We start from the raw sequence: 26079 nt of genomic DNA on the forward strand, positions 1-26079 counted from the left end.
TCCTCGTTATTGTGGTCTAAGAACCTGTTCACGATCTCGCGAGCTAGAGCCATACCAGGCCTAGGCGGCCCCGCAAAAACAGGCGAGGAAGCGGACTGGGCTCGCACGCGAGTTTACGAGCTGTAAATGAGCATTACTCGCTTCGCTCGCCCCTTCGGGGCCGCACTAAAGTGCGTTAACCGCAAGCGGCTTTCCGACCGGGCTGGCGATCCAGCCTGTTTTCAACGCAGCAGGGCCGACGCGCAGCAGATCGTGAACAGGTTCTAAGGGTTCGACACGACCTGTGCAACCTTGCTCAAGAACAATCCGCGCCTGGCCTGTAACCGACAGAAACGAGGGAAACTATTGCCGGACGCACCTATTCTGAAGAATAGATGCCCTGGCTGCAGATACTGCCGACGCTCATGCACGGACTGTACATTGTATGAGCGATGTTCGAGGCGTAGCCTGAGGTCCAGCGAGTCGACGACAGGCAGTCACGGCGACTCGACAGTAAGTGAGGTAACCATGACCAACGCAGTCCCCATCGCCATCATCGGCACCGGCATCGCCGGCCTGTCCGCCGCCGAAGCGCTCCACGCCGCAGGCTACCCGGTGCAACTGTTCGACAAGAGCCGCGGCAGCGGCGGCCGCATGGCCAGCAAGCGCAGCGACGCCGGCGCCCTGGATCTCGGCGCCCAGTATTTCACCGCCCGTGATCGCCGTTTCGCCGCCACCGTGGCCCAATGGCAGGCCCGCGGCTGGGTCGAGCAATGGACACCCAGCCTCTATCAATACGCCAATGGCGTGCTCAGCCCATCGGCCGACGAGCAGGTGCGCTGGGTCGGCAACCCGCGTATGAGCGCCATCACCCGCGCCATGCTCGGCGCGCTGCCGGTCAAGTTTTCCTGCCGCATCACCGAGGTGTTTCGTGGCGAACAGCACTGGCACCTGCTCGACGCCGACGGCGAAAGCCACGGCCCGTTCGCCCAGGTGGTCATCGCCACCCCCGCGCCGCAAGCCAGCGCGCTGCTGGCCACTGCGCCGAAACTGGCCGGCACCGTGGCGAGCGTCAGCCTGGAGCCGACCTGGGCGGTCGCCCTGGCCTTCAGGGAGGCGCTGGACACGTCGCTGGAAGGCTGCTTCGTGCAGGACGATGTGCTCGACTGGACCGCGCGCAACCGCAGCAAGCCGGGCCGCGACGCCACCCTGGATACCTGGGTGCTGCACGCCAGCAGCATTTGGAGCCGCCAACACCTGGACCTGTCCAGGGAGCAGGTGATCGAACGCCTGCATGGCGCCTTCGCGGAAATGATCGGTTGTGCCGTGCCTGCTCCCGTTTTCAGCCTGGCCCATCGCTGGCTGTATGCGCGCCCGTCCGCCGCCCATCAACTGGGCGCGCTGGCCGATGCCGACCTGGGCCTCTACGTGTGCGGCGACTGGTGCCTGTCCGGCCGCGTGGAAGGCGCCTGGCTGAGCGGCCAGGAAGCGGCCCGCAAACTGATCGCCCATAACCAATGAACAGCACCCGACATCGGCTGACGCCGCGCAAGCTGCTGCTGCTGTCGAAATGGACTGCCGCCCGGCCCCAGAACCGCGAAAAGCATTTTCTGGTCACCGAGCTGTTCTGCGGCGAAGACGGCACCGTGCTCGAAGTCGAACTGCAGGCCGTGCTCAGCAAGCGCGCTCAGCGCCTGGACTGGCGCCAGCTGCAGGATGCCGAGCAGTGGCGGATGGGGTGGCGTTGAACCTGGCAGCGGCGACCGGCTCTGCGCTTACACCCTGTACAGGAAATTTGACTTGTACAAGATCAGGCTTAAGATGAAATAACCCTGTACAGAAATAAATCCTTGTACAAGGTCATTTCCGAAGGTGTGCCATGCTCGTCAGCCCGCTCCACCGCAGAAAACCCGCGCTTGGCGTCAGCGCCTGCCTGCTCGGTGCCGAAGTTCGCTACAACGGCGGGCACAAGGCGTCGAGGCTGTGCCTGGACCAGTTGAGCGAATATTTCGACTTCGTGCCCTACTGTCCCGAGGTCGCCATTGGCCTGGGTACGCCGCGCGAGCCCATTCGCCTGGTCGGCGACCCTGGCGCGCCGCGAGCCGTGGGCACCGTCCACCCGGATCAGGATCACACCGACGCCCTGGCGGCCTACGGTGAACAGGTGGCAGCCGAGCTGCCCGCCATCAGCGGCTACATCGTCATGCAGCAATCGCCGTCCTGCGGCCTGGAGCGGGTCAAGGTCTACCAGGACAACGGCCACCCGAGCGAGCCGAAGGGGCGCGGCATCTTCACCCGTGTGCTCACCGAGCGCCACCCGAACCTGCCCATCGAGGAGGAAGGCCGGCTAAACGACCCGGTGCTGCGCGAGAACTTCCTGACCCGGGTATTCACCTATTCGCAGTGGCAGACGCTGTGCGAATCGGGTCTCACCCGCGGCAAACTGATCGAATTCCACGCCCGTCACAAGTACCTGCTGATGGCCACCGACCCGCTGCGCTACAAGCGCCTGGGCCGGCTGCTCGGCGACCTGTCCGGGGAGGACCTGGACGAACTGGCCAGCCACTACATCGCCGAGCTGATGACCGCCCTCAAGCGCTGCGCCACCCGCGGCACCCACAGCAACGTGCTACAGCACCTGAGCGGCTACCTCAAGGGCGCCCTGAGCGCCGAGGAAAAGCAGGAAATGCAGCAGCTGATCAGCCAGTACCGCGAGGGCATCATTCCGCTGGTGGTGCCACTGACGCTGCTCAAGCACCATTTCCGCCAGCACCCTGATCGCTACATCGCCCAGCAGGTCTACCTGCAGCCGCACCCGGAAAACCTCAGCCTGCGAAACGCGCTATGAGCCAGCCGACCTCCAGCGAGCCGGACGCCAGCACCACCCAGGACCTGGTTGCCAAGGGCTACCTGCCGATTCGCGACGTGGCCAGCATCACCGGCGTCAACCCGGTCACCCTGCGCGCCTGGGAGCGCCGCTACGGCCTGATCGTGCCGCACCGCACCACCAAGGGCCATCGCCTGTACTCCCCCGAACAGGTGCAGACCATCCAGACCGTGATCGGCTGGTTGAACCGCGGCGTCTCTGTCGGCCAGGTGAAGAGTCTGCTGCGCGCCGACCAGCCGCTGCCCGCCGAGCAGGCCTCGCAGTGGCAGGAAAAACGTGACCGCCTGTGCGATGCCATCCATGCCCTGGACGAGCGGCGACTGGACGAGCGCTTCAATGCCGAACTGGCGCTCTATCCAGTACAGATCCTTTGCCAGCACCTGCTGCTGCCGCTGCTGGTGACCCTCGAAACGCGCTGGCCGCAACGGCCCGGGGCGGCCACCGAACGGCTGTTCCTGCACAGCTGGCTGCGCAGCAAGCTCGGTGCGCGGGTCTATCACGACAACCGCCAGCATCAGGGTCAGCCGCTGATGCTGATCAACCTGTGCCAGTCACCGATGTCGCCGCAGCTGTGGCTCTGTGCCTGGCTGATCGGCACCGCCGGCTGCCCGGTGGACGCCTTCGATGGGCCGATGCCGATCGGCGAACTCCCCCTGGCCCTCAGCCGCCGGCGCCCGCGCGCCCTGCTGCTGTTCTGTGAAGCCGACTCCAACACCAGCGCCCAGTCGTCGCTGCAACACTGGCTCGACGACCATGGCCTGCCCTGCCTGCTGATCGGTATCGAAGACCAGCAGGAGGCCGAGCAACTGGTCGCCCGTGCCCCCGTCTCGGCGGATATCACCGTCGTCGCCGACCCGCTGGCGGCGCTGCAACACCTCGCAGATCGTCATCTGCTCGAATAGGAAGTCCCATGCTGCAACTGATGTGGTTTCGAACCGATCTGCGGGTTACCGACAACAGCGCCCTTGCCGCCGCCATGCAGGCCGGGCCGACGGTCGCCGTGTTCCTGCTCAGTCCGGGCCAGTGGCAGCAGCACGACGATGCGCCCTGCAAGGTGGATTTCTGGCTACGCAATCTCGCCGAGCTGAGCCGCGAGCTAAAGCGCCTCAACGTGCCGCTGCTGATACGCGAGGCCGATCTCTGGAGCGCCACCCCCCAGGTGCTCGGCACCCTCGCCCAGGAGCTGCAAGCCACCGCCCTGCACCTGAACGAGGAATATGGCGTCAATGAAAGCCGTCGTGATCAGGCCGTGGCTGCCGCGCTGGAGGAACTTGGTGTCAACGTTCGCAGCCACCTCGATCGCCTGCTGTTCAGGCCGGGCAGCGTACTGACCCGCACCGGCACCTATTTCAAGGTATACAGCCAGTTCCGCGGCGTCTGTTATCAACGCCTGCACACCGCCCTGCCGGCCCTGCTGCCGCTGCCCAAGGCGCAGGGCAAGCTGAAGATCGCCGCCGATTCGCTGCCCGAACAGGTCGAGGGTTTCGAGGCGCCCAGCCAGGCCCTGCGCGAGGCCTGGCCCGCCGGCGAGCACGCCGCCCGCGAGCGTCTGCAGCGCTTCGCCGACGAGTGGATCGAGGACTACCACGACAACCGCGACTTTCCCGTCCGCCCCGGTACCAGCCAGCTCTCGGCTTATCTTGCCGCCGGCGTGCTGTCGCCGCGCCAGTGCCTGCACGCGGCGCTGAACGCCAACGCCGGCGAGTTCGAAAGCGGCAGCCAGGGCGCGGTCACCTGGATCAACGAGCTGATCTGGCGCGAGTTCTACGCCCATATTCTGGTCGGCTACCCGCGCGTCTCCATGGCCCGTGCCTTTCGCCCGGAAACCGAGGTCCTGCCCTGGCGCAGCAGCGGTACGGATCTGCTGGCCTGGCAGGAAGGGCGAACCGGTATTCCGATCATCGACGCGGCCATGCGCCAGATGCTGGCTACCGGCTGGATGCATAACCGCCTGCGCATGGTGGTGGCAATGTTCCTGACCAAGAACCTGTTGATCGACTGGCGCGAAGGCGAGCGCTTCTTCATGCGCCACCTGATCGACGGCGACCTGGCCGCCAATAACGGTGGCTGGCAGTGGAGCGCCTCGACCGGCACCGACTCGGTGCCCTACTTCCGCATCTTCAACCCGATCAGCCAGTCCCAGCGCTTCGACCCGGACGGCCGCTTCATTCGCCAGTGGCTCCCCGAGCTGGCCTCGCTCAGCGACAAGGCCATTCACGACCCGCATGCCGGCAAGGGTCAGGCCAGCCTGTTCGGCGGCGGCGTGGATTATCCCAAGCCGATCGTCGACCTGCGTGCCAGCCGCCAACGTGCGCTGGAGGCCTTCAAGAACCTGCCTTCGGCCAGCGAATCGGCATGAGCGCAACCGGCGCCAGCAGCGGCGCCGGTAACGCCCTGGCCGAGTGTCTGGTGCTGGGCGAGCGTGACATCTCCTGACACGCCGCTGGCTTGCATGCGCCTGCGTGGGCCAGGCAACATCGGCGGCCTTTTTCGCAGCCGCCAGGCACCTGACCGGATCCTCCGATGCCCAGACATTCGCTCAACGCTCTGCTGTTTCTCGTCGGCTGGCTCGCCTGCGTCCTCGGCGGCGGTCAATGGCTGTGGACGGTCGTCGCGGTGCTGCTGGTGCACCTGGTGCGGATCGGCAGTTGGCAGCGCGAGGGCAGGCTGTTGGTGAGCACTTTCCTGTTCGGCAGTGCCATGGACAGCTTTCTGCTGCAGTTGGGTTTCTTCGACTTCGGTGAAGCGCGCCAACTGATTCCGCCGTGGCAAGCGCTTATCTGGCTCTTGGTGGGCACCACCCTCTACCACTGCCTGGCGTGGACGGCCAAACCCTGGTGGCGCGCCAGCCTTGTGGGCGCCGGCTTCGCCCTGCTTTCCTACGGCGCCAGCACCTGTCTCGGCCTGGTGCGCCTGCCCCATGGCGAGGCCGCCACCCTGGCGCTGGCGGCGCTGGTCTGGGCCATCGTGCTGCCGCTACTGCACGGCTTCGCCCGGCTCTACGCCGCCCGCCCGATGTAAGGTTTGCTTGGCAGCGCGGCGCCTGGCGTAGACTAGGCCAATGAGCGATACCCAACGGATTCCCCATACCCAGGTCGACGAACAGGTCAGTTGCAGCACTTGCGCGGCCTGCTGCTGCCAGTTGGAGGTGATGCTGATCACCGATACCGGCGTACCCGAGCGTTTTATCGACAGCGATGAGTGGGGCGGCGAAGTCATGCGTCGCCTCGACGACGGCTGGTGCGCCGCGCTGGATCGCGACAGCATGCGCTGCAGCATTTATGAAGTACGGCCGTTGATTTGCCGCGAGTTCGAAATGGGCGCGCCGGAATGCCTGGAAGAGCGCCGCGGTATCAACACGATCTATCGCTGACGGCGTTATACATACATAAGAACATGCATAAAAATATGCATAAAAAAACCGGACGATGGTCCGGCTTTTCTATGCTGCCGCGAACTTAGAAGTTCAGCCGGTAGTGCAGCGAATAGGCTTCGACGCCATCGTTGGGCTGCTTGATACCGGCGTTGGAATAGTGGATTGCACGAATACCCACCTCATGACCACCGGCGAAACGCAGGCCCGCACCGATGCGGTCCTCGAACTGGAACGACGAACCCAGGTCGTTGGACTCCAGACGCGTGCTGGAGAAGGCCGCTACCCCGATACCGGCTTCCAGATAGGGTTTGACGGTTTGCCCGGCGAATTCGTAAACGAATACCGGCGCGAAGGAAACGCTGTGATTGGTGGACGTGTCATCCCCCTGCCAGTAGGTGTAACCGGCATCCCAGTAGCCACCGAGATGACCGACGCTGCTTTCGAACCAGCGGCTGTTGAAATCGAACTGAGCACCGAGGCGATAAACCATGGTGGAATCGCCAGACTGACCCACGGAAAAGGTCAAACCCGTTGCCTGAGCGGCTGTAACCGATCCAAGAGACAACGCAACTGCAGCGGCCAAGCCAACCAGCTTCTTCATTGGAGCATCCTTCTAATAGGGACTTATTGGTCTTTTAAGTGCGGCACGGTGAAAACCACAGTTACAGACTTTAGACAAGTTCCGTTGGTTCTAGAAATATTTAATGGCGTATCGCCCACTCAATATCTTCGGTCATCGGGCTCACCCGTTCGGCGCTGCCCCACAGCTGCGGCAATACGCGCTGCATGGCCAGCGGATCGCCGCTGCACCAGAACGCATCGGCACCACGGGGCCCGCTAGCCAGCAAATCGCGGCTGGCCAGCAGCCGTTGCAGCTGCCGGGCCACCGCCGCGCCGGTATCGATCAGGCTGATCGACGGATCCAGCCACTGCTCGAGCAATGGCTTGAGGAACGGATAGTGGGTGCAGCCGAGAATCAGTGTGTCGCAGCCCTCGGCCAACAAGGGGGCGACGTAACCGCGCAGCAGCCCATGCAACGCTGGATCGTCCAATTTACCTGCCTCGATCAGCTCGACCAACCCCGGGCAGGGCTGCGTCACCACCCGTACATCACTGGCGAACTGGTCGAGCAAGGCGGCGAAACGTGCGCTTTTAAGCGTACCGGTGGTGGCCAGCACGCCGACCACCCCGGAGCGCGTAGCCGCCGCCGCCGGCTTCACGGCCGGCTCCATGGCCACGATCGGCAGGTGCGGATACAGGCTGCGCAGCTCGGCAACCCCGGCCACGGTTGCGGTGTTGCAGGCCAGCACCAGCGCCTTGGCACCGCGGGCGAGCAGAAAAGCGGCGATGGCCCGGCAGCGCTCGCGAATGTATTCGGGGCTTTTTTCCCCATAGGGCACATGGCCGCTGTCGGCCACGTAGAACAGCGTCTCATCGGGTAGCAAGGCGCGGATTTCCCGCAATACCGTGAGGCCACCGATGCCGGAATCGAACACCCCGATCGGCGCCTCAGCCATGGGCGGGGTTTCCGCACACGGCACAACCCGGGTCGCGCTTGACCCGCAGTTCACGGAACCGCGAACCGAAGGCATCGATCAGCAGCAGCCGGCCGACCAGTGGTTCGCCAAAGCCGGCGAGCAGTTTCAACGCCTCCAGCGCCTGCAGGCTGCCGACCAGGCCGACCAGCGGCCCGGCCACGCCCGCTTCGCTGCAGGTCAGCTCGGCCTCGCTGCCATGGCCATACAGGCAGTGGTAACAGGGGCTGTCCTCACGGCGCGGGTCGAACACCGACAGCTGGCCCTCCAGGCGGATCGCCGCGCCACTGACCAGTGGCCGGCGCGCCGCCACGCAGGCAGCGTTTACGGCTTCGCGGGTGGTGAAGTTGTCGGAGCAGTCGAGCACCAGATCGACCGCCGCCACGGCGGCAGCCAGGGAGTCGGCATCCAGCGCCTGGCGCTGGGCACGCAGGGTGATTGCGGGGTTGAGCGCCGCCAGCCGCGTCAGCGCCGAGTCGACCTTGCTCTGGCCGATGCTCGCGCAGTCGTGGGCGATCTGCCGCTGCAGGTTGCTCAAGTCGACGCGGTCGAAATCCGCCAGGTGCAGCTCGCCCACACCGGCGGCGGCCAGGTACAGGGCCACGGGCGAGCCGAGACCGCCAAGGCCGACGATCAGCACGCGGCTGCCTTTCAGGCGCAACTGGCCTGCGACATCGATCTGCGAAAGCAGAATCTGCCGGCTGTAGCGCAGCAGTTCCTCGTCGCTCAGGTGTTCATTCATGTGGCCACCGCCCCAGGCTGATGCGCTCATGATCGGCGAGATCACGGCGGCTGTGAACCTCGACGAAGCCGCGCTGGCTCAACAACTCGCGCACCGCCCCGGCCTGGTCGAAGCCGTGTTCGAGCAACAGCCAGCCGGGCGCCGCCAGGTGCGCCGGCGCCTGCTCGATGATCACGCGGATGTCGTCCAGCCCATCGTTGCCCGACACCAGCGCGCTGCTCGGCTCGAAGCGCACATCGCCCTCGCCCAGGTGATGGTCGTCGCTGGCGATATAGGGTGGGTTGCTGACGATCAACCCGTAGCGCTCGCCCGCCAGCGCCGCGAACCAGTGGCTCGAGCGGAACGCGGCATTGGCCAGGCCCAGCCGCGCACGATTGCCTTCGGCCAGGGCCACGGCTTCCTGCACCCGATCGACGCCGGTGAGCTGCCAGGCGGGCCGTTCGCTGGCCAGCGCCAGGGCGATGGCGCCGCTGCCGGTACCCAGGTCGAGCACCCGCGCCGGGCCGCCGGGCAGCAGCGCCAGGGAGGTTTCCACCAGCAGCTCGGTGTCCGGGCGCGGGATCAGGGTATGGTGCGCGACGTCCAGGTCCAGGCTCCAGAAGCCCTGGCGACCCAGAATATAGGCCACCGGCTCACCCTGCCGACGGCGCGCCAGGCTGAGGGCAAAAGCCTCGGCGGCGACAGGCTCGACTTCGCGATCCGACCAGGTACGCAGGTAACTGCGCGGCTTGCCCAGGGCATGGGCCAGCAGCAGCTCGGCGTCCAGGCGCGGGCTGGGCGAGTCGGGCAGCTCGATGCTGTTGAGCAGGGATTCGATAGTGGCCATGGGTAGCTTCTTGGGCGGATCGGGGCGCAGGGGGATGAGAACGGCGCCAGCTGCGCGCCCCGATCCACCCCACAGGCTGTTCAGTCGCTCAACGCCGCCAGCTGATCGGCCTGGTATTCGGCGAGCAGCGGTTCGATCACGGCGTCTACGCCGCCGGCGATCACTTCGTTCAGCGAATACAGGGTCAGGTTGATGCGGTGATCGGTCACCCGCCCTTGCGGGAAGTTGTAGGTGCGAATGCGTTCGGAGCGATCACCGGAGCCGACCAGCAGCTTGCGCGTGTCGGAGATTTCCTTGTGGGCGGCGGCATCCTGCTGGTCCTTGAGCTTGGCCGCCAGCCAGGCCATGGCCTTGGCGCGGTTCTTGTGCTGGGAGCGCTCTTCCTGGCACTCGACCACGGTGCCGGTGGGGATATGGGTGATGCGGATCGCCGAGTCGGTGGTGTTGACGTGCTGACCACCAGCCCCGGAGCTGCGGTAGGTGTCGACGCGCAGGTCCGCCGGGTTGATCTCGATGGCCATCTGCTCGTCCGGCTCGGGCAACACCGCGACGGTGCAGGCCGAAGTATGGATGCGCCCCTGGGATTCGGTCTCCGGCACGCGCTGCACGCGGTGCGCGCCGGACTCGAACTTGAGCTTGCCGAACACGTTGTCGCCCTCGACCCGGGCGATCACTTCCTTGAAGCCGCCGTGCTCGCCTTCGTTGGCCGACAGCACCTCGACGCGCCAGCCCTGCTTCTCGGCATAACGCGAATACATGCGGAACAGGTCGCCGGCGAAGATCGCCGCCTCGTCACCGCCGGTACCGGCGCGCACTTCGAGAAACACGTTACGGCCGTCGTTGGGGTCCTTGGGCAGCAGCATGCGCTGCAGGCTGTCCTCCAGCTCGGCCAGGCGCGCGCGGGCGGTGTCGACTTCTTCCTCGGCCATCTCGCGCAGGTCCGGGTCGCTGTCCTTGAGCAGCGCCAGGGCGCCCTCGAGGTCGGCCTGGACCTTGCGGAATTCGCGAAACGCCATGATCACCGGCTCGATCTCGGCGTATTCCTTGGAATAGGCGCGGAACTGACTCTGGTTGGTGATCACCTCGGCGTCGCCAAGCAGCGCCGTGACCTCTTCGAAACGGTCGTGCAGCAGGTCGAGTTTATTGATCAGCGAAGCTTTCATTGCAGGCCTTCTATTTATTGACCAAGCCGGAGGACGCGCCTTCGTCGAGGGCGAACAGCTCCTGAGCCACGCCCAACGCATCGATGCGCCCGGTGGCGGAGAATTTCTTCAGTTGCACGCTGGGTGCGTGCAGCAACTTGTTGGTCAGGCCCCGGGCCAGCTGAGCCAGTACGTCTTCGGCGGCGGCGCCATTGGCGAGCATGCGCTGGGCGCGAGCCAGCTCGTCGTCACGCAGGCGTTCGGCCTGCTGGCGGTAGGCGCGCAGCACATCCACCGCGGCCAGCTCGCGCAGACGCGCCATGAAGTCATCGGTGCCGGCAGCAACCAGCTCTTCGGCGGCCTGGGCCGCGCCCTGGCGACTCTTGAGGTTCTCGGCGATGACTTCGTGCAGGTCGTCGACGGTATACAGGTAGACGTCATCGAGCTCGCCGACCTGGGGTTCGATGTCCCGAGGCACGGCGATGTCGACCATGAAGATCGGCTTGTGCTTGCGCTGCTTGAGGGCGCTTTCCACCGCGCCCTTGCCAAGGATCGGCAGCTGGCTGGCGGTGGAACTGATGACGATGTCGCTGTGCACCAATTCCTGGGGAATGTCGGAAAGCAGCACGGCGTGGGCGCCGAACTGCTCGGCCAGGCTGCTGGCGCGTTCCAGAGTACGGTTGGCGACCACGATGCGCTTGATGCCCTGATCATGCAGGTGGCGGGCCACCAGGCTGATGGTCTCGCCGGCGCCGATCAGCAGCGCCTGGCTGCGATGCAGGTCGGCGAAGATCTGCTTGGCCAGGCTGACCGCGGCAAAGGCCACCGACACCGGGTTCTCGCCGATGGCGGTGTCGGTGCGCACGGTCTTGGCGGTGCTGAAGGTGGCCTGGAACAAACGCCCCAACAGCGGGCCGAGGGTGCCGGCCTCACGGGCCACGGCAAAGGCGGACTTCATCTGGCCGAGAATCTGCGGCTCGCCGAGCACCATGGAATCGAGGCCGGAGGCCACGCGCATCATGTGACGAACGGCCGCATCGTCTTCATGGATATAGGCGCAGGCGCGCAGCTCTTCGACGCTCACATGGTGGTAGTTGGCCAACCAGCCAAGCACCGCTTCGACGCCCTGGCCGTCCTGTTCGAGATACAGCTCGCTGCGGTTGCAGGTCGACAGGATCGCCGCTTCGCGGCTTGGCGTATCACGGCACAGCAGCTGCAACGCCTCCACGAGCTGCTCTGGAGTAAAAGCCACGCGCTCGCGAACATCCACCGAAGCGGTCTTGTGGTTGATACCGAGGGCGATAAAGGCCATGCACGTCGCTGACAGGGGTTGGAAGCCGACAATTGTCCTACTTCGGCCGGTGCAGGACAACCATTGCACCGTGCATGGCGACGATAGCGAGGGCTGATAAGCGGCAACGACAATGACTTCGTCAGCACCACAAGGGACCCTCTGGATTGGATGCAACCCACCCAGGCTTCGGCAGTCCAACTCCACATCGCCAGGACACAGGGGCTGCCCCATGGGCTTGCCCAACGGCTTGTGTCATGATGGCCAAAACCGCAGGTTAGTCGCATTTCCTCTTATGAATAGATCCATCGCGTTGCTCACCGCCCTGGCCTTGCTGGGTGGTTGTCAGACTTTTGCGCCGTCCGCACCGGATGGCAACGTTCCCGTGGAGGAACCGGGCACCGAGGCGACCGCCGAGGCACCGGAAAGCTACGGCTCGTTCAGCCAGGAAACCCTGCTGGCGCTGCTGACCGCCGAACTGGCCGGGCAGCGCAACCGCTTCGACATCGCCCTGAGCAACTACGTGCAGCAGGCCAATGCGACCCAGGATGCCGGCGTCGCCGAGCGCGGCTTCCGCATCGCCGAATACCTGGGCGCCGAGCAGGAAGCCCTGGACACCGCGCTGGTGTGGGCCAAGAACGCCCCAGATGACGTCGATGCCCAGCGCGCCGCCGCCGTGCAGCTGGCCCGTGCCGGCCGCTACGACGAAGCCATGAGCTACATGGAGCGGGTGCGCCAGCGCCAGGGCAACACCCATTTCGACTTTCTCGCACTGTCCGCCGCGGAAACCGACCCGGACACCCGCGCCGGCCTGCTGCAAAGCTTCGACCGCTTGCTCGGCAAGTACCCGAACGATGGCCAGCTGCTGTTCGGCAAGGCGCTGCTGCTGCAGCAGGACGGCCGCGCCGAGGAAGCCCTGAAGCTGCTCGAGACCAGCGAGGCCAAGCAGGATCAATCCGCCCCCCTGCTGCTGCGCGCCCGCCTGCTGCAGAGCCTGGGCCGTGGCGAAGAAGCGCTGCCGCTGCTCAAGCAGGGCATGGAGCGCAACCCCAGCGACAAACGCCTGCGCCTGACCTATGCCCGCCAACTGGTCGAGCTGGGCCGCATGGACGAAGCCCGCGGCGAATTCTCCTCGCTGCTGCAGCAATTCCCCGAAGACGACGACCTGCGTTTTTCCCTGGCCCTGGTGTGCCTGGAAGCCGAGGCCTGGCGCGAAGCCATCGTCTACCTGGAAGAACTGATCCAGCGCGACGCCCATGTGGATCCTGCGCAATACAACCTTGGCCGCGCCCATGAAGCCCTGGGTGAGGTGGACGACGCCCTGCTCGCCTACTCGATGGTCGGCGGCGGTACCGACTACCTGCCCGCCCAGGCGCGCATGACCGACCTGCTGGTCGCCAATGGCCGCGGCGCCGAGGCGTCCAGGCACCTGGCCGAAGCCCGTGACAGCGAACCGGAATATGCCCTGCAGCTGTACCTGATCGAAGCCGAGTCGCTGTCCAAGCAGAACAAGGCCGACCAGGCCTGGGATCTCATCCAGCAAGCCCTCAAGCAGTACCCGGGCGACATCAACCTGCTCTATACCCGCGCCATGCTCGCCGAGCCGCGCGGCGACCTGAAGCAGCTGGAGCGCGACCTGCGCCTGATCCTCGAGCGCGAGCCGGACAATGCCATGGCCCTCAACGCCCTGGGCTACACCCTGGTCGATCGCACCGATCGCCACCAGGAAGGCCTCGAGCTGATCGAGAAGGCCCACGACCTCAACCCGGAAGACCCGGCCATCCTCGACAGCCTCGGCTGGGCCAACTACCGCCTGGGTAACCTGGCCGCTGCGGAGAAGTGGCTGCGCCAGGCGTTCGAACGCTTCCCGGACCACGAAGTCGCCGCCCACCTGGGGGAAACGCTGTGGGCCCAGGGCAAACAGCGTGAAGCCCGGAAGATCTGGCGTGACGCCCTGAAGGAGCAGCCGGAAAGTGAAATTCTGCGCAGCACCGTGCTGCGCCTGACCGGATCGGAGAAACCCTGATGTCGCTTCGCCCCCTTCTCGTACTCGCCCTGGTCACCCTGTTGGCCGGCTGTTCCGGCCTGTCCACCCGCGAGGCGGTGGAACAGGGCCTGGGCGATCCCGCTCGCTGGCAGGCACACAAGCAGCAGATCGGCACCCTCGATGGCTGGCAGATCAACGGCAAGGTCGGCATTCGTGCCCCGCGCGACTCGGGCAGCGGTACGCTGTTCTGGCTGCAGCGCCAGGATTACGCCGATATCCGCCTGTCCGGCCCCCTCGGTCGCGGCGCTGCACGGTTGACCGGCCGCCCCGGCAAGGTCGAACTGGAAGTCGCCAACCAGGGCCGGTATCAGGCCGAGTCCCCGGAAGGGCTGCTACAGCAGCAACTGGGCCTCAACCTGCCCGTCTCGCACCTGCTGTGGTGGATCCGTGGCCTGCCCGCACCGGACAGCAAGAGCCGCATCACCCTGGACGCCGACAGCCGCCTGGCGCAGCTGAGCCAGGATGGCTGGGAAGTCAGCTACACCCGCTACGCCGAACAGGATGGTTACTGGCTGCCCGAGCGCCTGCGCCTCGAAGGCCACGATATCCAGGTGACCCTGGTGATCAAGGACTGGCAGCCGCGCCACCTTGGCCAGTAATCGCTAGCCCTCCGAGCGCGATGCCTTACCGCATCGCGCGACTTTCGTGCCCGCCATTCCCCGCCCCGTAGCCTGCGGCTGAGCGCAGCGATACCCAGGACGACCTCCCGGTGTCGCTGCGCTCGACCCGGGCTACGGGCTGCGCTAGCCTGCGCGCCTCTCTTACCCCCTTTTGGCAGCCATTGCCCAATGACCACTCACGCCATCCCTGCTGACGCCGAGCTGACTCTGCCGGCTCCGGCCAAGCTCAACCTGATGCTGCATATCCTAGGCCGCCGCGACGATGGCTATCACGAGCTGCAGACCCTGTTCCAGTTTCTCGACCACGGCGACGAGCTGGGCTTCAGGCGCCGCGACGACGGCGTGATCCGCCTGCATACGGATATCGTCGACGTGCCCCACGACAGCAACCTGATCGTGCGCGCCGCCAGACAGTTGCAGCAGCAGAGCGGCACCCGCCTGGGTGCGGATATCTGGCTAAACAAGCGCCTGCCCATGGGCGGCGGCATCGGTGGCGGCAGCTCGGATGCCGCCACCACCCTGCTCGGCCTCGATCACCTCTGGGAGCTGGGCTGCAGTGAAGATCGCCTGGCGGCCCTGGGCCTCGGCCTGGGCGCCGACGTGCCGGTGTTCGTGCGCGGCCGCGCGGCGTTCGCCGAAGGCGTCGGTGAAAAACTCACCCCGGTGGAGCTGCCGGAGCCCTGGTTTCTCGTTGCCGTGCCGCAAGTGCTTGTCAGTACAGCAGAAGTTTTCTCCGACCCTGAGTTGACACGCGATACGCCGCCCATTAAAGTTCGCAGCCTTCTTGAGGGGGGTGGTCGTAATGACTGCCAGCCGGTCGTCGAGAAGCGTTACTCAGCTGTTCGTAACGCGCTGATCTTGCTGAACAAATTCGTTCCGACAAGATTGACCGGCACTGGAGCTTGTGTGTTTGGGAGCTTCCCAAACCGGGACGATGCTGATAAAGTCGCCCGCCAACTTCCAGCCACACTGCCAAGTTTTGTTGCGCAGGGTGCCAACGTTTCGATGTTGCACCGCAAGCTGCAAGAACTGGCCAGGAAGTGAATGCGTAGCATCGGTTATACGTTACAGGGGCGTCGCCAAGCGGTAAGGCACCAGGTTTTGATCCTGGCATGCGTTGGTTCGAATCCAGCCGCCCCTGCCATAACCACCCAAGGGTGGCTCGTACTACCGAATTGAGCAGCATTGCGTCACACACGATACAGGGGCGTCGCCAAGCGGTAAGGCACCAGGTTTTGATCCTGGCATGCGTTGGTTCGAATCCAGCCGCCCCTGCCATTTTTATACTCATCCAGGTTACCCTCAGCCGGCAGGTACTGCGCGTGTCCAAGATGATGGTCTTTACGGGGAACGCTAACCCCGATCTGGCGCGACGTATCGTTCGTCAGCTGCACATCCCCCTCGGTGATGCCTCGGTCGGAAAATTCTCCGACGGCGAAATCATGATCGAAATCAACGAGAACGTCCGCGGTAAGGACGTTTTCCTGATTCAGCCGACGTGCGCGCCAACCAATGACAACCTGATGGAACTGGTGGTGATGGCTGACGCCTTCCGCCGCTCCTCAGCAACTCGAATCACTGCAGTCATCCCCTACTTCGGCTATGCCCGCCAGGATCGCCGCCCGCGCTCCGCTCGCGTGGCAATCAGCGCCAAGGTGGTGGCCGACATGCTCACCGTGGTAGGCATCGACCGGGTTCTCACCGTCGACCTGCACGCGGATCAGATTCAAGGCTTCTTCGATATTCCGGTCGACAACATCTACGGCTCGCCCGTACTGGTCGACGACATCGAAGATCAGCGTTTCGACAATCTCATGATCGTTTCCCCGGACATCGGCGGCGTGGTGCGTGCTCGCGCCGTGGCCAAGAGCCTGGGCGTCGATCTGGCGATCATCGACAAGCGTCGTGAAAAGGCCAACCACTCCGAAGTGATGCACATCATCGGTGACGTGGAAGGCCGTACCTGCATCCTGGTCGACGACATGGTCGACACCGCCGGCACCCTGTGCCACGCGGCCAAGGCTCTGAAGGAACACGGCGCTGCCAAGGTGTACGCCTATGCCACGCACCCGGTGCTGTCGGGTCGTGCCATCGAGAACATCGAGAACTCGGTACTGGACGAACTGGTGGTGACCAACACCATCCCGCTGTCCGCCGCCGCGCAATCCTGTTCGCGCATTCGTCAGCTGGACATCGCGCCGGTTGTCGCTGAAGCGGTACGCCGCATCAGCAATGAAGAATCGATCAGTGCGATGTTCCGCTAACCCGGAACAGCCCTGACGAAACATGCCTGGCCATCTGGCCAGGCCTTTCACCGAACCGCCCCGCCGCTGGTCGCAAGCGTAACGGGCGGTTTGGTTATTCTGGAGAAGTGAAATGACTGCTGAATTTACCCTGAATGCCGAAGCGCGTTCCGACCTGGGGAAAGGTGCGAGCCGCCGCCTGCGTCGTAACGCTAGCCTGGTTCCTGCCGTGATCTACGGTGGCGACAAGGCTCCCCTGTCCATCAGCCTGGTTGCCAAGGATTTCGCCAAGCTGCTGGAAAACGAAGCAGCCTTCAGCCACGTGCTGAACCTGACCGTTGATGGCAAGAAAGAAAACGTCCTGATCAAGGCCCTGCAGCGCCATCCGGCCAAAGGCTTCGTCCTGCACGCTGACTTCATCCGCGTGGTTGCCGGCCAGAAGCTGACCGCACACGTTCCGCTGCACTTCATCAACGAAGCTAGCTCCGTTGGCGTCAAGCAGAAAGGCGGCGAAGTCCTGCACTCGCTGAACGAAGTTGAAGTTTCCTGCCTGCCGAAAGACCTGCCGGAGTTCATCGAAGTCGACTTCGCCAACGTCGATCTGGATCAGACCGTTCACCTGTCCGACATCAAACTGCCGAAAGGCGTTGAGCTGGTTGCCCTGGCCCACGGTAGCGATCTGCCGGTTGCCAGCGTCCACCTGCCGCGCGTTCGTGTAGAAGACGCAGCTGAAGGCGAAGGCGAAAGCACCGCCGAGTAATTCCGGCTCGCTACGCCTGCTTCAAGAAAGGGCTCCTGTATGACTGCCGTACAACTGATCGTTGGCCTGGGTAACCCGGGCCCCGAATACGACCAGACCCGGCACAATGCAGGGGCCCTTTTCGTTGAGCGCCTGGCGGAGCGCCTGCGCGTCAACCTCAGCGTTGATCGCAAGTATTTCGGCCTGGTGGGCAAGTTCAATCACCAGGGCCGCGAAGTTCGTCTGCTCATCCCCACCACCTTCATGAACCGCAGCGGCCAGTCCGTGGCGGCGTTGGCGAATTTCTTCAAGCTCAAACCCGAAGAAATCCTGGTGGCCCACGACGAACTCGACATGCCTCCCGGCGTCGCCAAACTCAAACAGGGTGGCGGGCACGGCGGGCATAACGGGCTGCGCGACATCATCGCCCAGCTCGGCAACCAGAACAATTTCCACCGCCTGCGGCTTGGCATCGGCCACCCCGGGCACGCCAGCCTGGTCTCCAACTTCGTGCTCGGCCGCGCGCCGCGGGGCGAGCAGGAATTGCTGGATACCAGCATCGGCTTCGCGCTCGACGTCCTCCCGGAGATCCTTGCCGGTGACTGGACGGTGGCGATGCGCAAGCTGCACAGCCAGAAAGCCACACTCTAATTTCAGCTACCGCCATTGGCGCGAGGGATACACCATGGGATTCAATTGCGGCATCGTCGGCCTGCCCAACGTCGGCAAGTCCACCCTGTTCAATGCCCTCACCAAGTCCGGCATCGCTGCTGAGAACTTCCCGTTCTGCACCATCGAGCCGAACAGCGGCATAGTGCCGATGCCCGACCCGCGCCTCGATGCCCTGGCGGAGATCGTCAAGCCCGAGCGGGTAATCCCCACCACCATGGAATTCGTCGACATCGCCGGCCTGGTGGCCGGCGCCTCGAAAGGTGAAGGCCTGGGCAACAAGTTCCTGGCCAATATCCGCGAGACTGACGCCATCGCCCACGTGGTGCGCTGCTTCGAAGACGAGAACGTCATCCACGTCGCCAACAGCGTCGACCCCAAGCGCGACATCGAGATCATCGACCTCGAACTGATCATGGCCGACCTCGACAGCTGCGAGAAGCAACTGCAGCGCGTTACCCGCACCGCCAAGGGCGGCGACAAGGAAGCCGTGGCGCAGAAAGCGTTGCTGGAAAAGCTCATCCCCCATTTCACCGAAGGCAAGCCGGCGCGCAGCCTGCTCAAGAGCCTCGGTGACGACGAGAAGCGTCTGGCCAAGACCTTCCACCTGCTGACCACCAAGCCGGTGATGTACATCGCCAACGTCGCCGAAGACGGCTTCGAGAACAACCCGCTGCTCGACGTGGTGCAAGCCATCGCCGACGAGGAAGGCGCCATCGTCGTGCCGGTGTGCAACAAGATCGAAGCCGAGATCGCCGAGCTGGACGATCTGGAAGAGATGCAGATGTTCCTGGAAACCATGGGCATGACCGAGCCTGGCCTGAACCGCGTGATCCGCGCCGGTTACTCGCTGCTCAACCTGCAGACCTACTTCACTGCCGGCGTGAAGGAAGTGCGCGCCTGGACCGTCAAGGTCGGTGCCACCGCGCCGCAATCGGCTGCCGCCATTCACACCGACTTCGAGAAAGGCTTTATCCGCGCCGAAGTCATCGCCTACGACGACTTCATCCAGTACAAGGGCGAAGCGGGCGCCAAGGAAGCCGGCAAATGGCGCCTGGAAGGCAAGGAATACATCGTCAAGGACGGCGACGTGATGCACTTCCGCTTCAACGTCTAAGCCCACCCTGCACGACACCAGGCCCCTCCAGAGCATGCTCTGGAGGGGTTTTGCGTTTGCAGGCCCACGAAAATCCAAACACCTGGGCGCAAATCCTCTCTATTAAGGTGAAGCCATTGCCTCGAGAGGGCGCTTGTCATGGATATGCTTTCCCACCGTTTGATGCTGCACTACCTCGCCAACCTGGGCGAAGCCTCTGGCGACTTCGCTGCATCGCCACACCGCGATCACCCCTCGGAACACATCGAACGGATAGTGCTGACGCGCAACGACTGGATGCCGAACAACGGCAACCACCCCGTCCTGCTCTATCGGCAGGCGCTCACGGATAAAGGCCTGCCCGACCCAGCCGGCACGCAGCAGCTGTTCAAGGCCCATGGCTGGCCCGCCCAGTGGGTAGACGGCATCTACCCCTACCACCACTACCACAGCAACGCCCACGAGGTGCTGGGCGTCATCCAGGGGCACGCACGGGTAATGCTGGGCGGACCCGACGGCCACGAGCTGAGCGTGCAGGCAGGCGACGTGCTGGTGCTACCCGCCGGTACCGGGCACTGCAACCTTGGCAGTAGCGATGACTTCCTGGTGGTGGGCGGCTATCCAGTGGGGCAGGAACCGGATCTCTGCCGCACTGCACCAACCGACGCGCAACAGCGCGGCATCGAACAGACGCCCTACCCTTCCACCGATCCCGTTCTCGGCTAGCAGCCGATTTCGCGTTGCGCCAGGGCCGCTGGAGTGAGAAACAGCTAAGCGGTTGAAAGTCCGTAAATTTATTCTGCACCGGGGCTTGACACACCCCCAGCAGATACGGAAAATGCGCGCCACTCGGCTACGTAGCTCAGCTGGTTAGAGCATAGCATTCATAATGCTGGGGTCCGGGGTTCAAGTCCCTGCGTAGCCACCAAACAAAACAAGGGTTTACCGAAAGGTAAGCCCTTTTTTGTTTGCGCCGGTGACTACAAAGTGACTACGGCGTGTCCACTACGATCAATCGACCCAAGGGTTTATGACGCTAACCCCCAGGTGATCGAAGTGCCGAACATTACGCGTAGCAACAGGCGCATCGTATAAAGCCGCAATGGCAGCGATCTGCGCATCGGCCATATCTGCCACTCTTCCCTTCGCCTCACTGGCTGCAGCCAAACTGGCATAGCGAATCGCCGCATCGGTATCGAACGGCAGAATTCGTCCCGCAAAATCCTCATCAAACATCAGCTTCGCCAGATCGGCGAAAGCAGTCTTGCGCTTTCCATCCGGCAGTCGAGCGATGCCATAGAGGATTTCAGCCACGGTGATGGAGCTTATGTAAAGCTGTCCTGCAGGCTGCTGGTCGACCCATGACAGAACCTCTACCGCTGGCTTCGCTTTCATCAGCTCCGAAAGCACGTTGGTATCAATCAGGATCATTCGTCGAAGCTCGCAGCCCTGGCTTTAGTGTTTCGCTCAGGCACTTCAAGGTCAGCGCCACCCACTGCAGAAAAACGGGCATGGATGCGACTACCTAAGCCACCTTTCTTATCTTGCTTGGTCAGCGCTTGGCGAATGATCAGTCTCGCCTCTTCTTCCATGGAACGCCCGTGGCTAGCGGCAACGACGCGCAGCATGGCCTTGAGGTCATCATCCAGATTTCGAATAGTGATAGTTGCCATGAGACCCTCCAAATGAAATCAATGCAGTCATTGCTATCATACGTGCATGCATGTGGACATGCACACATGTTTACAGGCCAATGGCGTAGCTGCTCTGCTGCAGCGGCGACAGACGAAGGGCCGAGGACAGGTGATCAGGCGACAGGTGTGCATAGCGCATGGTCATCGCAATGGACGAATGCCCCAGGATGCGCTGCAAGCTGAGAATATCCCCTCCCCCCATCATGTAATGGCTGGCGAACGTGTGCCGCAGAATGTGAGTTAGCTGCCCCGGTGTGTGGAAGCCGCAACGCTGGTACGCACTACGGAACGCAGCCCTGCAGGGCATGAATAGTCGGCCAGATCCTGGCATCGCAACCGATAGCGCAGCCTCCTCAACTTCCTTCGGTATCGGCACCGACCGGGACTGACGATTCTTTGTCCGGTGGAAGTGCGCCTTTCCGCCGAAGAGGCTAGCGCGGCTGAGGCTTTCGGCTTCATCCCAACGAGCACCAGTGGCCAAGCAGATCAGGGCGACCGGGTAGGTATGGTTGTTGGACGACTTGCGGCACTCATCGAGCAGCAGGCCGACTTGATCCAGGGTCAGAAACGTCAGCTCGGTCTGGTCGGTTTTGATCTGCCGGATCTTGGCCAGCGGGTTAACGCCATGCCATGCGCCGAGGCGGATCAGCTCAGAGAAAACAGCCGATAGGTAGCGCTGTTCATGGTTGACCGTGTGGGGCGAAACGTCCTTCAGACGAGACTGCCGATAGCGAGCCCAGGCGAGCGCATCGAACTGAGAGGCCAGAGGGTTACCGAGGCGTTCAACGACAGCCAGGGTGCGAGAGAGTCGGCCCTTCACGTCCTTCAGGCTGCTGCCGTGCAGTGAGTGCCATAGGGTCACCAGATCAGACAGGCGATCATCGATTGGCCTGCCGGTGTCCTGCAGTGAGGCGAAGTAATCCGACTCATAGCGCTGGGCTGCAGTCTAGGCATACTCCCGAGTAGTTCGAGAGTCGGACTAGATCACCAGAAACCCCGCCACGATCAGCGCGGCAACGGTCACCACGCCGAGAATAAGCAGTATGCGGCTGGTGCTGGTGTTTTCACGGCTGTCGATCAACTGCTGGGCTTGCAGCGGCAGGTAAGGCGGCGTGGTAGTCAGTTTGAGTGGGCGCTGGATGCGCAGGACATTGCCACCCTTGGGGCCGGGCTTGGCGCTGAAGTTGTCCCATGAGGCATTGTGGCCCCGCTGTCGGCGGCCTTCGCGCCACCACTCTCGGTCTTCCGGTCCCATGATCTCGCCCTCCTGGCTGGTGATGATCTGATCCATCAGAGCTGCATTGGCAGCTGCAAGTTCAGTGTACAGCCGTAAACCGATTCCTGCCGGTCTGATATGCATGCCGTCAATCGGCTGGTATTCGGCCGTGGCGCTGGCACGCCGGCGGGCGCGGTTGCACAATCCGCTTTTCCTTGCGCACTTGATTCTCTGCCGTGAATGCCCTCGCCTCCTCGTCTGCTCGTCGCCAGCCCTTGTGGGTGGTTCGCTGCTGCGCCTGGCTACTGGCGGGTTTGTTGGCCCTGCCGGTGCAGGCAGAACCGCTGGCGCAGCGCGAACACCATCGCTGGACCATGGCGGACGACGATGGCCCCAACCAGGTTGGTGCCCTGGCGCAAACCGGCGACGGTTATCTGTGGCTGGGCAGCGACAGCAACCTGCTGCGTTTCGACGGCTTCGGGTTCATGAACTACCAGCCAGGCGACGGCCAACCACTGGGTACGGTGACCAGCCTGCTGGCGGTGGATGATGGCCTGTGGGTCGGCCTGCGGGCCGGTGGTGCCCGGCTGATCCAGGGGCGCACGACCCGCAGCTACCCACCCGGCCAGGGCCTGCCGGGCGGTGCGCTGTACGGGCTGGCTCGCGACCGCGACGGCACCCTCTGGGCGGCGGCCCATGAGGGGCTGGCCCGCTTCGACGGCGAGCGCTGGACCCCGGTCGGCGCCGACCAGGGCTTCAGTGCCAGGAGCGCACGGGCGGTGTTCGTCGACCGGGACGGGACGGCCTGGGCCGCCGGCAGCCATCGCTTATATCAGCGCCCTGCCGGCGCCCAGCGTTTTACCGAAGTGGACGGCGCTATCGACTGGGCCAGCCAGATCGCCCAGGCCGCGGATGGCGCCATCTGGATCGCCGAGCGCTACGTCAATCGCCTGCATCGGGTAATTCCCGGCACACGGCCACGCATGCAGACACAGACGGTGGACGCGCCCATCAACGGCCTGCTGTTCGACAAGGCAGGCGGACTCTGGACCAGCACGCCGGGCAATGGCCTGCGCCGCTACCGCCATGTCCGTATGCCGCTGGATCTCAGCCGCGCCGAGCGGGTGACCCGCACCGAGGGCCTGAGCGCCGATTATCTCTGGCCGCTGCTGGAGGATCGCGACGGCACGGTGTGGGCTGGCAGCAACGCCGGGCTCGACCGTTTCCGGCTGCGCGAACTGAGTCCTGCGCCACTGCCGGCCGGTACCCTGAATGCGGCGCTGGCGATGGCCACGGATGGGGCGCTGTGGGCCGCCAGTGGCAACCGCGGGCTGATGCGCCTGCAGGACGGAGAGCTGCAGCACTGGCCGATCGCCGAACCGGTGACCGCCCTGCTCGCCGACCGTGCCGCTGGCATCTGGGCCGGCGGGCCCCACGGCATCTGGCACGCCACGGCGGCGGGCGTTGCGCTGCTGGCCAGGTTGCCGGAGCAGGCAATGGCGGATGCGTCGGTACGGGCGCTGACCCTGGCCGATGACGGCAGCCTGTGGGTATCGATCAACGGGCTCGGGCTGTTCGTGCTACGCGGGGGGCAGTGGCAGGCGGCGGCCGGCGTCGGCGAAAAGCCAAGCCAGGTGATGCCGGTCAGCGCCAGCCGCGACGAGCAAGGCCGGCTGTGGTTCGGCTACCGCGACAACCTGCTGGTCAGTCGCCAGGGTGATCAATGGCGCCAGTGGGGCGAAGCGGATGGCCTGCAGATCGGCCATGTCACCGCGCAACTGCACCGCCACGGGGTTTCCTGGGTTGGCGGCCAGCACGGCCTGGCGCGCTTCGATGGCCAACGCTTCCAGATGCTGCCGCTGCCGGCCAACGGCCAGTTCGACAATATCTATGCGCTGCTGCCCGGCCGCGATGGCGACCTGTGGGTGCATGGCAAGGGTGGCATCCTGCAGTTGCCGGCACCTGAAGTGGCGCGCGCCCTGGCCGAGCCAGGTTATCGCCTGCGTTACCGCTCGGTGAGCCTGGACGGCAGCCTGGCCAACGACCCCTATCGGCTACTGCCGCTGCCCACCGGCGTGATGGGTTCGGACGGGCGGCTGTGGTTTTCCACCAGTGCCGGCGTGAGCCTGCTCGACCCGGCGCGCCAGCCTGCGCCAGCGCCGTTGCCGACGGTGGTAATCGAGAGCCTGCTGGTCGATGGCGTACCCCAGCCGCTGCCGACCACATTGCAGCTGCCGGCAGGTAGCCGGCGCCTGGTCATCGACTATGCGGCGCTGAACCTGCGCGCGCCGCAGAGCCTGTCGTTCCGCTACCGCCTGCAGGGCTACGACCGCGACTGGATCGAAGCCGGGCGCCAGCGGCGGGCCACCTACACCGGCCTGCCAGCCGGCGATTACCGCTTCGAGGTGCAGGTATTCGATCAGAGCGATGGCGAACCGGCGGCGCCGACCATGCTGGCCTTCAGCGTGGCGCCGGCGTTTTATCTGCGCCCGCAGTTCTACCTGCCGCTCACCACGGCGCTGCTGTTCGTCCTGTGGTGGCTGCATCGCCGTGCCGTGCGCCGTGACCGGCAGCGCCTGCACCTGCAGTTGCAAGCCCAGCAGGGCGAGCGCGAGCGGATTGCCCGCGAGCTGCACGACACCCTGCTGCAAAGCCTGCAGGGGCTGATGCTGCGCTTCCAGGCGGCGGCCAATACCCTGGCCGCCGATCACCCGGCGCGCACGGGACTTGAGCACGCCCTGGATCGCGCCGACCAGGTGATGCACGAAGGCCGCGAGCGGGTGCAGCACCTGCGCCAGCCAGATACCAGCGGCCTTGGGCTGGCGGCTGAGCTAAGCCAGTTCGTGCAGGGCCTGGACGATCCCGGTATTGGAATCGCCCTGCATGACACGGGCAACAAGCGCACGCTGCACGCCGCCGTGCAGGACGCGGCCTACCGCATCGCCACCGAAGCCATCGGCAATACCCTGCGCCATGCCAGCGCGCGGCAGATCACTCTGACCCTGGACTACGGCGTGCGCGATTTGCGCGTATGCATCGAGGATGATGGCCAGGGCATTGCCGCCGACTACGCTACGGCTGAAGGCCGGCCCAAACGCTGGGGCGTGCGCGGCATGCACGAACGCGCGGCGCAGGTCGGCGGCACCCTCACCGTACAAGCCCTGGCAAGCGGCGGCACTCGGGTGGAACTGCGGATCAAGGCGGCGCTGTCCTATGCCGACCAAGCCCGACAACCCTGGCGCCGCTGGCTCACGCGCCCACGACCGCCCACGACCGAGAGCGACGACGCATGAGTGACATACCGATCCGCCTGCTGGTGGTCGACGACCATCCCCTGCTGCGCGAAGGCATCGCCGCCGTGCTCGAAGCCCACCCGGACATCGAGCTGGTCGGTGAAGCCGCCGATGGCGAGCAGGCCGTGGCGCGTTTCGCCGAGTTGCGCCCGGACGTGACGCTGATGGATCTGCAGATGCCCGGCCTCAGCGGCACCGAGGCGATCCGCACGATTCGCGCGCAATTCGCCGATGCCTGCATCGCCGTGCTCACCACCTACAGCGGCGACGCCCGCGCCTTGCAGGCGGTGCAGGCCAGCGCCCGGGGCTACCTGCTCAAGAATATGCTGCGCAAGGAGCTGGTCACCGCCATCCATAGCCTGGCGGCGGGCAAACGCTACTTTCCGGACCCCATCGCCAGCGAGCTGCTCGCCGCCATCACCGAGGACGGCCTCACCCCGCGTGAAACCCTGGTGCTGGCACGCGCCGCCCAGGGCCTGGGCAACGGCGATATCGCCGCGCAGCTGGCGATCTCCGAAGACACCGTCAAAGGCCATATGCGCAGCATCATGACCAAGCTCAAGGCGCGCAACCGCACCCATGCGGTGAGCATCGCCCTGCAACGCGGCATCATCGACGGCTGGCAGTAGCGCCCGGCCGAGCGTTATGGCGCCGGCTTGACCTTAATTAACATTACGCAACTCG

General features: G+C 64.6%; 26 protein-coding genes, 3 tRNA genes and 1 pseudogene. 20 read left to right on the forward strand and 10 right to left on the reverse strand.

Features of this window, described 5'->3' with window-relative positions; genetic code table 11:
- The first annotated feature begins 507 nt into the window (after nt 1-507).
- The 7 genes from SA190iCDA_RS20915 (at nt 508) to SA190iCDA_RS20945 (ending at nt 6239) form a co-directional block, all read left to right on the forward strand.
- Nucleotides 508-1500: an NAD(P)/FAD-dependent oxidoreductase gene (locus SA190iCDA_RS20915; protein ID WP_070887626.1), complete on the forward strand. Its 993-nt coding sequence runs from the start codon at nt 508-510 to the stop codon at nt 1498-1500.
- On the forward strand, nt 1497-1727 hold the full coding sequence (locus SA190iCDA_RS20920) for a TIGR02450 family Trp-rich protein (RefSeq protein WP_070887627.1): 231 nt from the start codon (nt 1497-1499) through the stop codon (nt 1725-1727). The genes SA190iCDA_RS20915 and SA190iCDA_RS20920 overlap by 4 nt, the downstream gene beginning before the upstream one ends.
- A 131-nt stretch (nt 1728-1858) precedes the next feature.
- Nucleotides 1859-2827, forward strand: coding sequence for a YbgA family protein (locus tag SA190iCDA_RS20925; protein WP_070887628.1), 969 nt, complete (start codon nt 1859-1861; stop codon nt 2825-2827).
- Nucleotides 2824-3768, forward strand: a complete 945-nt coding sequence (locus SA190iCDA_RS20930) for a MerR family transcriptional regulator (protein ID WP_070887629.1) — start codon at nt 2824-2826, stop codon at nt 3766-3768. Before SA190iCDA_RS20925 ends, SA190iCDA_RS20930 begins: the two co-directional genes overlap by 4 nt.
- Before the next feature lie 11 nt (nt 3769-3779).
- The gene (gene phrB, locus SA190iCDA_RS20935; RefSeq protein WP_070887689.1) at nt 3780-5225 is read left to right on the forward strand and encodes a deoxyribodipyrimidine photo-lyase; all 1446 of its coding nucleotides are present in this window, start codon (nt 3780-3782) and stop codon (nt 5223-5225) included.
- Nucleotides 5226-5389: 164 nt separating this feature from the next.
- Complete coding sequence (locus SA190iCDA_RS20940) at nt 5390-5887, forward strand: DUF2878 domain-containing protein (protein ID WP_070887630.1); 498 nt, start codon at nt 5390-5392, stop codon at nt 5885-5887.
- Between the two features lie 40 nt (nt 5888-5927).
- Nucleotides 5928-6239 carry a YkgJ family cysteine cluster protein gene (locus SA190iCDA_RS20945; protein WP_070887631.1) on the forward strand — a complete coding sequence of 104 codons (312 nt, stop codon included), beginning with the start codon at nt 5928-5930 and terminating at the stop codon, nt 6237-6239.
- 85 nt (nt 6240-6324) lie between these two features.
- On the opposite strand, the gene SA190iCDA_RS20950 is transcribed toward SA190iCDA_RS20945, so the two are convergent.
- From SA190iCDA_RS20950 to hemA, 6 genes are all read right to left on the reverse strand, one after another.
- Nucleotides 6325-6843, reverse strand: a complete 519-nt coding sequence (locus SA190iCDA_RS20950; RefSeq protein WP_070887632.1) for an acyloxyacyl hydrolase — start codon at nt 6841-6843, stop codon at nt 6325-6327.
- A 100-nt stretch (nt 6844-6943) separates the two neighbouring features.
- The gene (gene murI / locus SA190iCDA_RS20955) at nt 6944-7759 is read right to left on the reverse strand and encodes a glutamate racemase (protein WP_070887633.1); all 816 of its coding nucleotides are present in this window, start codon (nt 7757-7759) and stop codon (nt 6944-6946) included.
- Nucleotides 7752-8519, reverse strand: coding sequence for a molybdopterin-synthase adenylyltransferase MoeB (locus SA190iCDA_RS20960; protein ID WP_070887634.1), 768 nt, complete (start codon nt 8517-8519; stop codon nt 7752-7754). The genes murI and SA190iCDA_RS20960 overlap by 8 nt, the downstream gene beginning before the upstream one ends.
- Nucleotides 8512-9345: a peptide chain release factor N(5)-glutamine methyltransferase gene (gene prmC, locus SA190iCDA_RS20965; protein ID WP_070887635.1), complete on the reverse strand. Its 834-nt coding sequence runs from the start codon at nt 9343-9345 to the stop codon at nt 8512-8514. The genes SA190iCDA_RS20960 and prmC overlap by 8 nt, the downstream gene beginning before the upstream one ends.
- Nucleotides 9346-9425: 80 nt before the next feature.
- Complete coding sequence (gene prfA / locus SA190iCDA_RS20970; RefSeq protein ID WP_070887636.1) at nt 9426-10508, reverse strand: peptide chain release factor 1; 1083 nt, start codon at nt 10506-10508, stop codon at nt 9426-9428.
- A 10-nt stretch (nt 10509-10518) separates the two neighbouring features.
- A complete protein-coding gene (hemA, locus tag SA190iCDA_RS20975; RefSeq protein ID WP_070887637.1) occupies nt 10519-11799 on the reverse strand; it encodes a glutamyl-tRNA reductase in 1281 nt (426 codons plus the stop codon).
- Nucleotides 11800-12073: 274 nt separating this feature from the next.
- Between hemA and SA190iCDA_RS20980 the strand changes: the two genes are divergently transcribed.
- The 11 genes from SA190iCDA_RS20980 to SA190iCDA_RS21030 all read left to right on the forward strand — a co-directional run bounded on the left by SA190iCDA_RS20980 (nt 12074) and on the right by SA190iCDA_RS21030 (nt 20120).
- Nucleotides 12074-13804 (forward strand): tetratricopeptide repeat protein, encoded by a 1731-nt coding sequence (locus SA190iCDA_RS20980; protein WP_070887638.1) that lies wholly within the window; start codon nt 12074-12076, stop codon nt 13802-13804.
- A complete protein-coding gene (gene lolB, locus SA190iCDA_RS20985; protein ID WP_070887639.1) occupies nt 13804-14424 on the forward strand; it encodes a lipoprotein insertase outer membrane protein LolB in 621 nt (206 codons plus the stop codon). The genes SA190iCDA_RS20980 and lolB overlap by 1 nt, the downstream gene beginning before the upstream one ends.
- Before the next feature lie 189 nt (nt 14425-14613).
- On the forward strand, nt 14614-15489 hold the full coding sequence (gene ispE, locus SA190iCDA_RS20990; RefSeq protein ID WP_070887640.1) for a 4-(cytidine 5'-diphospho)-2-C-methyl-D-erythritol kinase: 876 nt from the start codon (nt 14614-14616) through the stop codon (nt 15487-15489).
- A 25-nt stretch (nt 15490-15514) separates the two neighbouring features.
- Nucleotides 15515-15589 (forward strand) — tRNA-Gln (locus tag SA190iCDA_RS20995).
- Nucleotides 15590-15648: 59 nt separating this feature from the next.
- Nucleotides 15649-15723 (forward strand) — tRNA-Gln (locus SA190iCDA_RS21000).
- Nucleotides 15724-15767: 44 nt separating this feature from the next.
- Nucleotides 15768-16709: a ribose-phosphate pyrophosphokinase gene (locus SA190iCDA_RS21005; protein WP_027906044.1), complete on the forward strand. Its 942-nt coding sequence runs from the start codon at nt 15768-15770 to the stop codon at nt 16707-16709.
- 112 nt (nt 16710-16821) lie between these two features.
- On the forward strand, nt 16822-17448 hold the full coding sequence (locus SA190iCDA_RS21010; protein ID WP_070887641.1) for a 50S ribosomal protein L25/general stress protein Ctc: 627 nt from the start codon (nt 16822-16824) through the stop codon (nt 17446-17448).
- Nucleotides 17449-17487: 39 nt separating this feature from the next.
- Nucleotides 17488-18078 carry an aminoacyl-tRNA hydrolase gene (gene pth, locus SA190iCDA_RS21015; RefSeq protein ID WP_070887642.1) on the forward strand — a complete coding sequence of 197 codons (591 nt, stop codon included), beginning with the start codon at nt 17488-17490 and terminating at the stop codon, nt 18076-18078.
- A gap of 34 nt (nt 18079-18112) precedes the next feature.
- Entirely contained in the window at nt 18113-19213 is a 1101-nt protein-coding gene (gene ychF / locus SA190iCDA_RS21020) for a redox-regulated ATPase YchF (protein ID WP_070887643.1), read from the forward strand.
- Between the two features lie 138 nt (nt 19214-19351).
- Nucleotides 19352-19918 carry a cupin domain-containing protein gene (locus SA190iCDA_RS21025; RefSeq protein ID WP_070887644.1) on the forward strand — a complete coding sequence of 189 codons (567 nt, stop codon included), beginning with the start codon at nt 19352-19354 and terminating at the stop codon, nt 19916-19918.
- A gap of 125 nt (nt 19919-20043) precedes the next feature.
- A tRNA-Met gene (locus SA190iCDA_RS21030) sits at nt 20044-20120 on the forward strand.
- Nucleotides 20121-20203: 83 nt separating this feature from the next.
- Here the strand turns inward: SA190iCDA_RS21030 and SA190iCDA_RS21035 are convergent.
- From SA190iCDA_RS21035 to SA190iCDA_RS21050, 4 genes and pseudogenes are all read right to left on the reverse strand, one after another.
- Nucleotides 20204-20623: a type II toxin-antitoxin system VapC family toxin gene (locus tag SA190iCDA_RS21035; protein WP_070887645.1), complete on the reverse strand. Its 420-nt coding sequence runs from the start codon at nt 20621-20623 to the stop codon at nt 20204-20206.
- On the reverse strand, nt 20620-20865 hold the full coding sequence (locus SA190iCDA_RS21040; RefSeq protein WP_070887646.1) for a FitA-like ribbon-helix-helix domain-containing protein: 246 nt from the start codon (nt 20863-20865) through the stop codon (nt 20620-20622). Before SA190iCDA_RS21040 ends, SA190iCDA_RS21035 begins: the two co-directional genes overlap by 4 nt.
- Before the next feature lie 70 nt (nt 20866-20935).
- Nucleotides 20936-21829, reverse strand: a pseudogene (locus SA190iCDA_RS21045) (phage integrase); the annotation flags it as partial.
- Nucleotides 21830-21865: 36 nt separating this feature from the next.
- The gene (locus tag SA190iCDA_RS21050) at nt 21866-22306 is read right to left on the reverse strand and encodes a hypothetical protein (RefSeq protein ID WP_139159551.1); all 441 of its coding nucleotides are present in this window, start codon (nt 22304-22306) and stop codon (nt 21866-21868) included.
- 32 nt (nt 22307-22338) lie between these two features.
- On the opposite strand from SA190iCDA_RS21050, the gene SA190iCDA_RS21055 reads away from it, so the two are divergent.
- Both SA190iCDA_RS21055 and SA190iCDA_RS21060 read left to right on the forward strand, forming a co-directional pair.
- Complete coding sequence (locus SA190iCDA_RS21055; RefSeq protein WP_139159552.1) at nt 22339-25395, forward strand: sensor histidine kinase; 3057 nt, start codon at nt 22339-22341, stop codon at nt 25393-25395.
- Nucleotides 25392-26024 carry a response regulator gene (locus SA190iCDA_RS21060; RefSeq protein ID WP_070887648.1) on the forward strand — a complete coding sequence of 211 codons (633 nt, stop codon included), beginning with the start codon at nt 25392-25394 and terminating at the stop codon, nt 26022-26024. The genes SA190iCDA_RS21055 and SA190iCDA_RS21060 overlap by 4 nt, the downstream gene beginning before the upstream one ends.
- Nucleotides 26025-26079 lie beyond the last annotated feature (55 nt).

The organism is Pseudomonas argentinensis (assembly GCF_001839655.2).
Lineage (GTDB): Bacteria > Pseudomonadota > Gammaproteobacteria > Pseudomonadales > Pseudomonadaceae > Aquipseudomonas > Aquipseudomonas argentinensis_B.

Coding starts and splice junctions, on each gene's coding strand:
- pth (WP_070887642.1), top strand. CDS start 17,488: ATGACTGCCGTACAACTGATCGTTGGCCTGGGTAACCCGGGCCCCGAA.
- ispE (WP_070887640.1), top strand. CDS start 14,614: ATGACCACTCACGCCATCCCTGCTGACGCCGAGCTGACTCTGCCGGCT.
- murI (WP_070887633.1), bottom strand. CDS start 7,759: ATGGCTGAGGCGCCGATCGGGGTGTTCGATTCCGGCATCGGTGGCCTC.
- SA190iCDA_RS20945 (WP_070887631.1), top strand. CDS start 5,928: ATGAGCGATACCCAACGGATTCCCCATACCCAGGTCGACGAACAGGTC.
- SA190iCDA_RS20925 (WP_070887628.1), top strand. CDS start 1,859: ATGCTCGTCAGCCCGCTCCACCGCAGAAAACCCGCGCTTGGCGTCAGC.
- prfA (WP_070887636.1), bottom strand. CDS start 10,508: ATGAAAGCTTCGCTGATCAATAAACTCGACCTGCTGCACGACCGTTTC.
- SA190iCDA_RS21035 (WP_070887645.1), bottom strand. CDS start 20,623: ATGATCCTGATTGATACCAACGTGCTTTCGGAGCTGATGAAAGCGAAG.
- SA190iCDA_RS20960 (WP_070887634.1), bottom strand. CDS start 8,519: ATGAATGAACACCTGAGCGACGAGGAACTGCTGCGCTACAGCCGGCAG.
- ychF (WP_070887643.1), top strand. CDS start 18,113: ATGGGATTCAATTGCGGCATCGTCGGCCTGCCCAACGTCGGCAAGTCC.
- SA190iCDA_RS20980 (WP_070887638.1), top strand. CDS start 12,074: ATGAATAGATCCATCGCGTTGCTCACCGCCCTGGCCTTGCTGGGTGGT.
- SA190iCDA_RS20930 (WP_070887629.1), top strand. CDS start 2,824: ATGAGCCAGCCGACCTCCAGCGAGCCGGACGCCAGCACCACCCAGGAC.
- SA190iCDA_RS21010 (WP_070887641.1), top strand. CDS start 16,822: ATGACTGCTGAATTTACCCTGAATGCCGAAGCGCGTTCCGACCTGGGG.
- SA190iCDA_RS20915 (WP_070887626.1), top strand. CDS start 508: ATGACCAACGCAGTCCCCATCGCCATCATCGGCACCGGCATCGCCGGC.
- lolB (WP_070887639.1), top strand. CDS start 13,804: ATGTCGCTTCGCCCCCTTCTCGTACTCGCCCTGGTCACCCTGTTGGCC.
- SA190iCDA_RS20950 (WP_070887632.1), bottom strand. CDS start 6,843: ATGAAGAAGCTGGTTGGCTTGGCCGCTGCAGTTGCGTTGTCTCTTGGA.
- hemA (WP_070887637.1), bottom strand. CDS start 11,799: ATGGCCTTTATCGCCCTCGGTATCAACCACAAGACCGCTTCGGTGGAT.
- SA190iCDA_RS20920 (WP_070887627.1), top strand. CDS start 1,497: ATGAACAGCACCCGACATCGGCTGACGCCGCGCAAGCTGCTGCTGCTG.
- SA190iCDA_RS21040 (WP_070887646.1), bottom strand. CDS start 20,865: ATGGCAACTATCACTATTCGAAATCTGGATGATGACCTCAAGGCCATG.
- SA190iCDA_RS21060 (WP_070887648.1), top strand. CDS start 25,392: ATGAGTGACATACCGATCCGCCTGCTGGTGGTCGACGACCATCCCCTG.
- SA190iCDA_RS21025 (WP_070887644.1), top strand. CDS start 19,352: ATGGATATGCTTTCCCACCGTTTGATGCTGCACTACCTCGCCAACCTG.
- SA190iCDA_RS20940 (WP_070887630.1), top strand. CDS start 5,390: ATGCCCAGACATTCGCTCAACGCTCTGCTGTTTCTCGTCGGCTGGCTC.
- prmC (WP_070887635.1), bottom strand. CDS start 9,345: ATGGCCACTATCGAATCCCTGCTCAACAGCATCGAGCTGCCCGACTCG.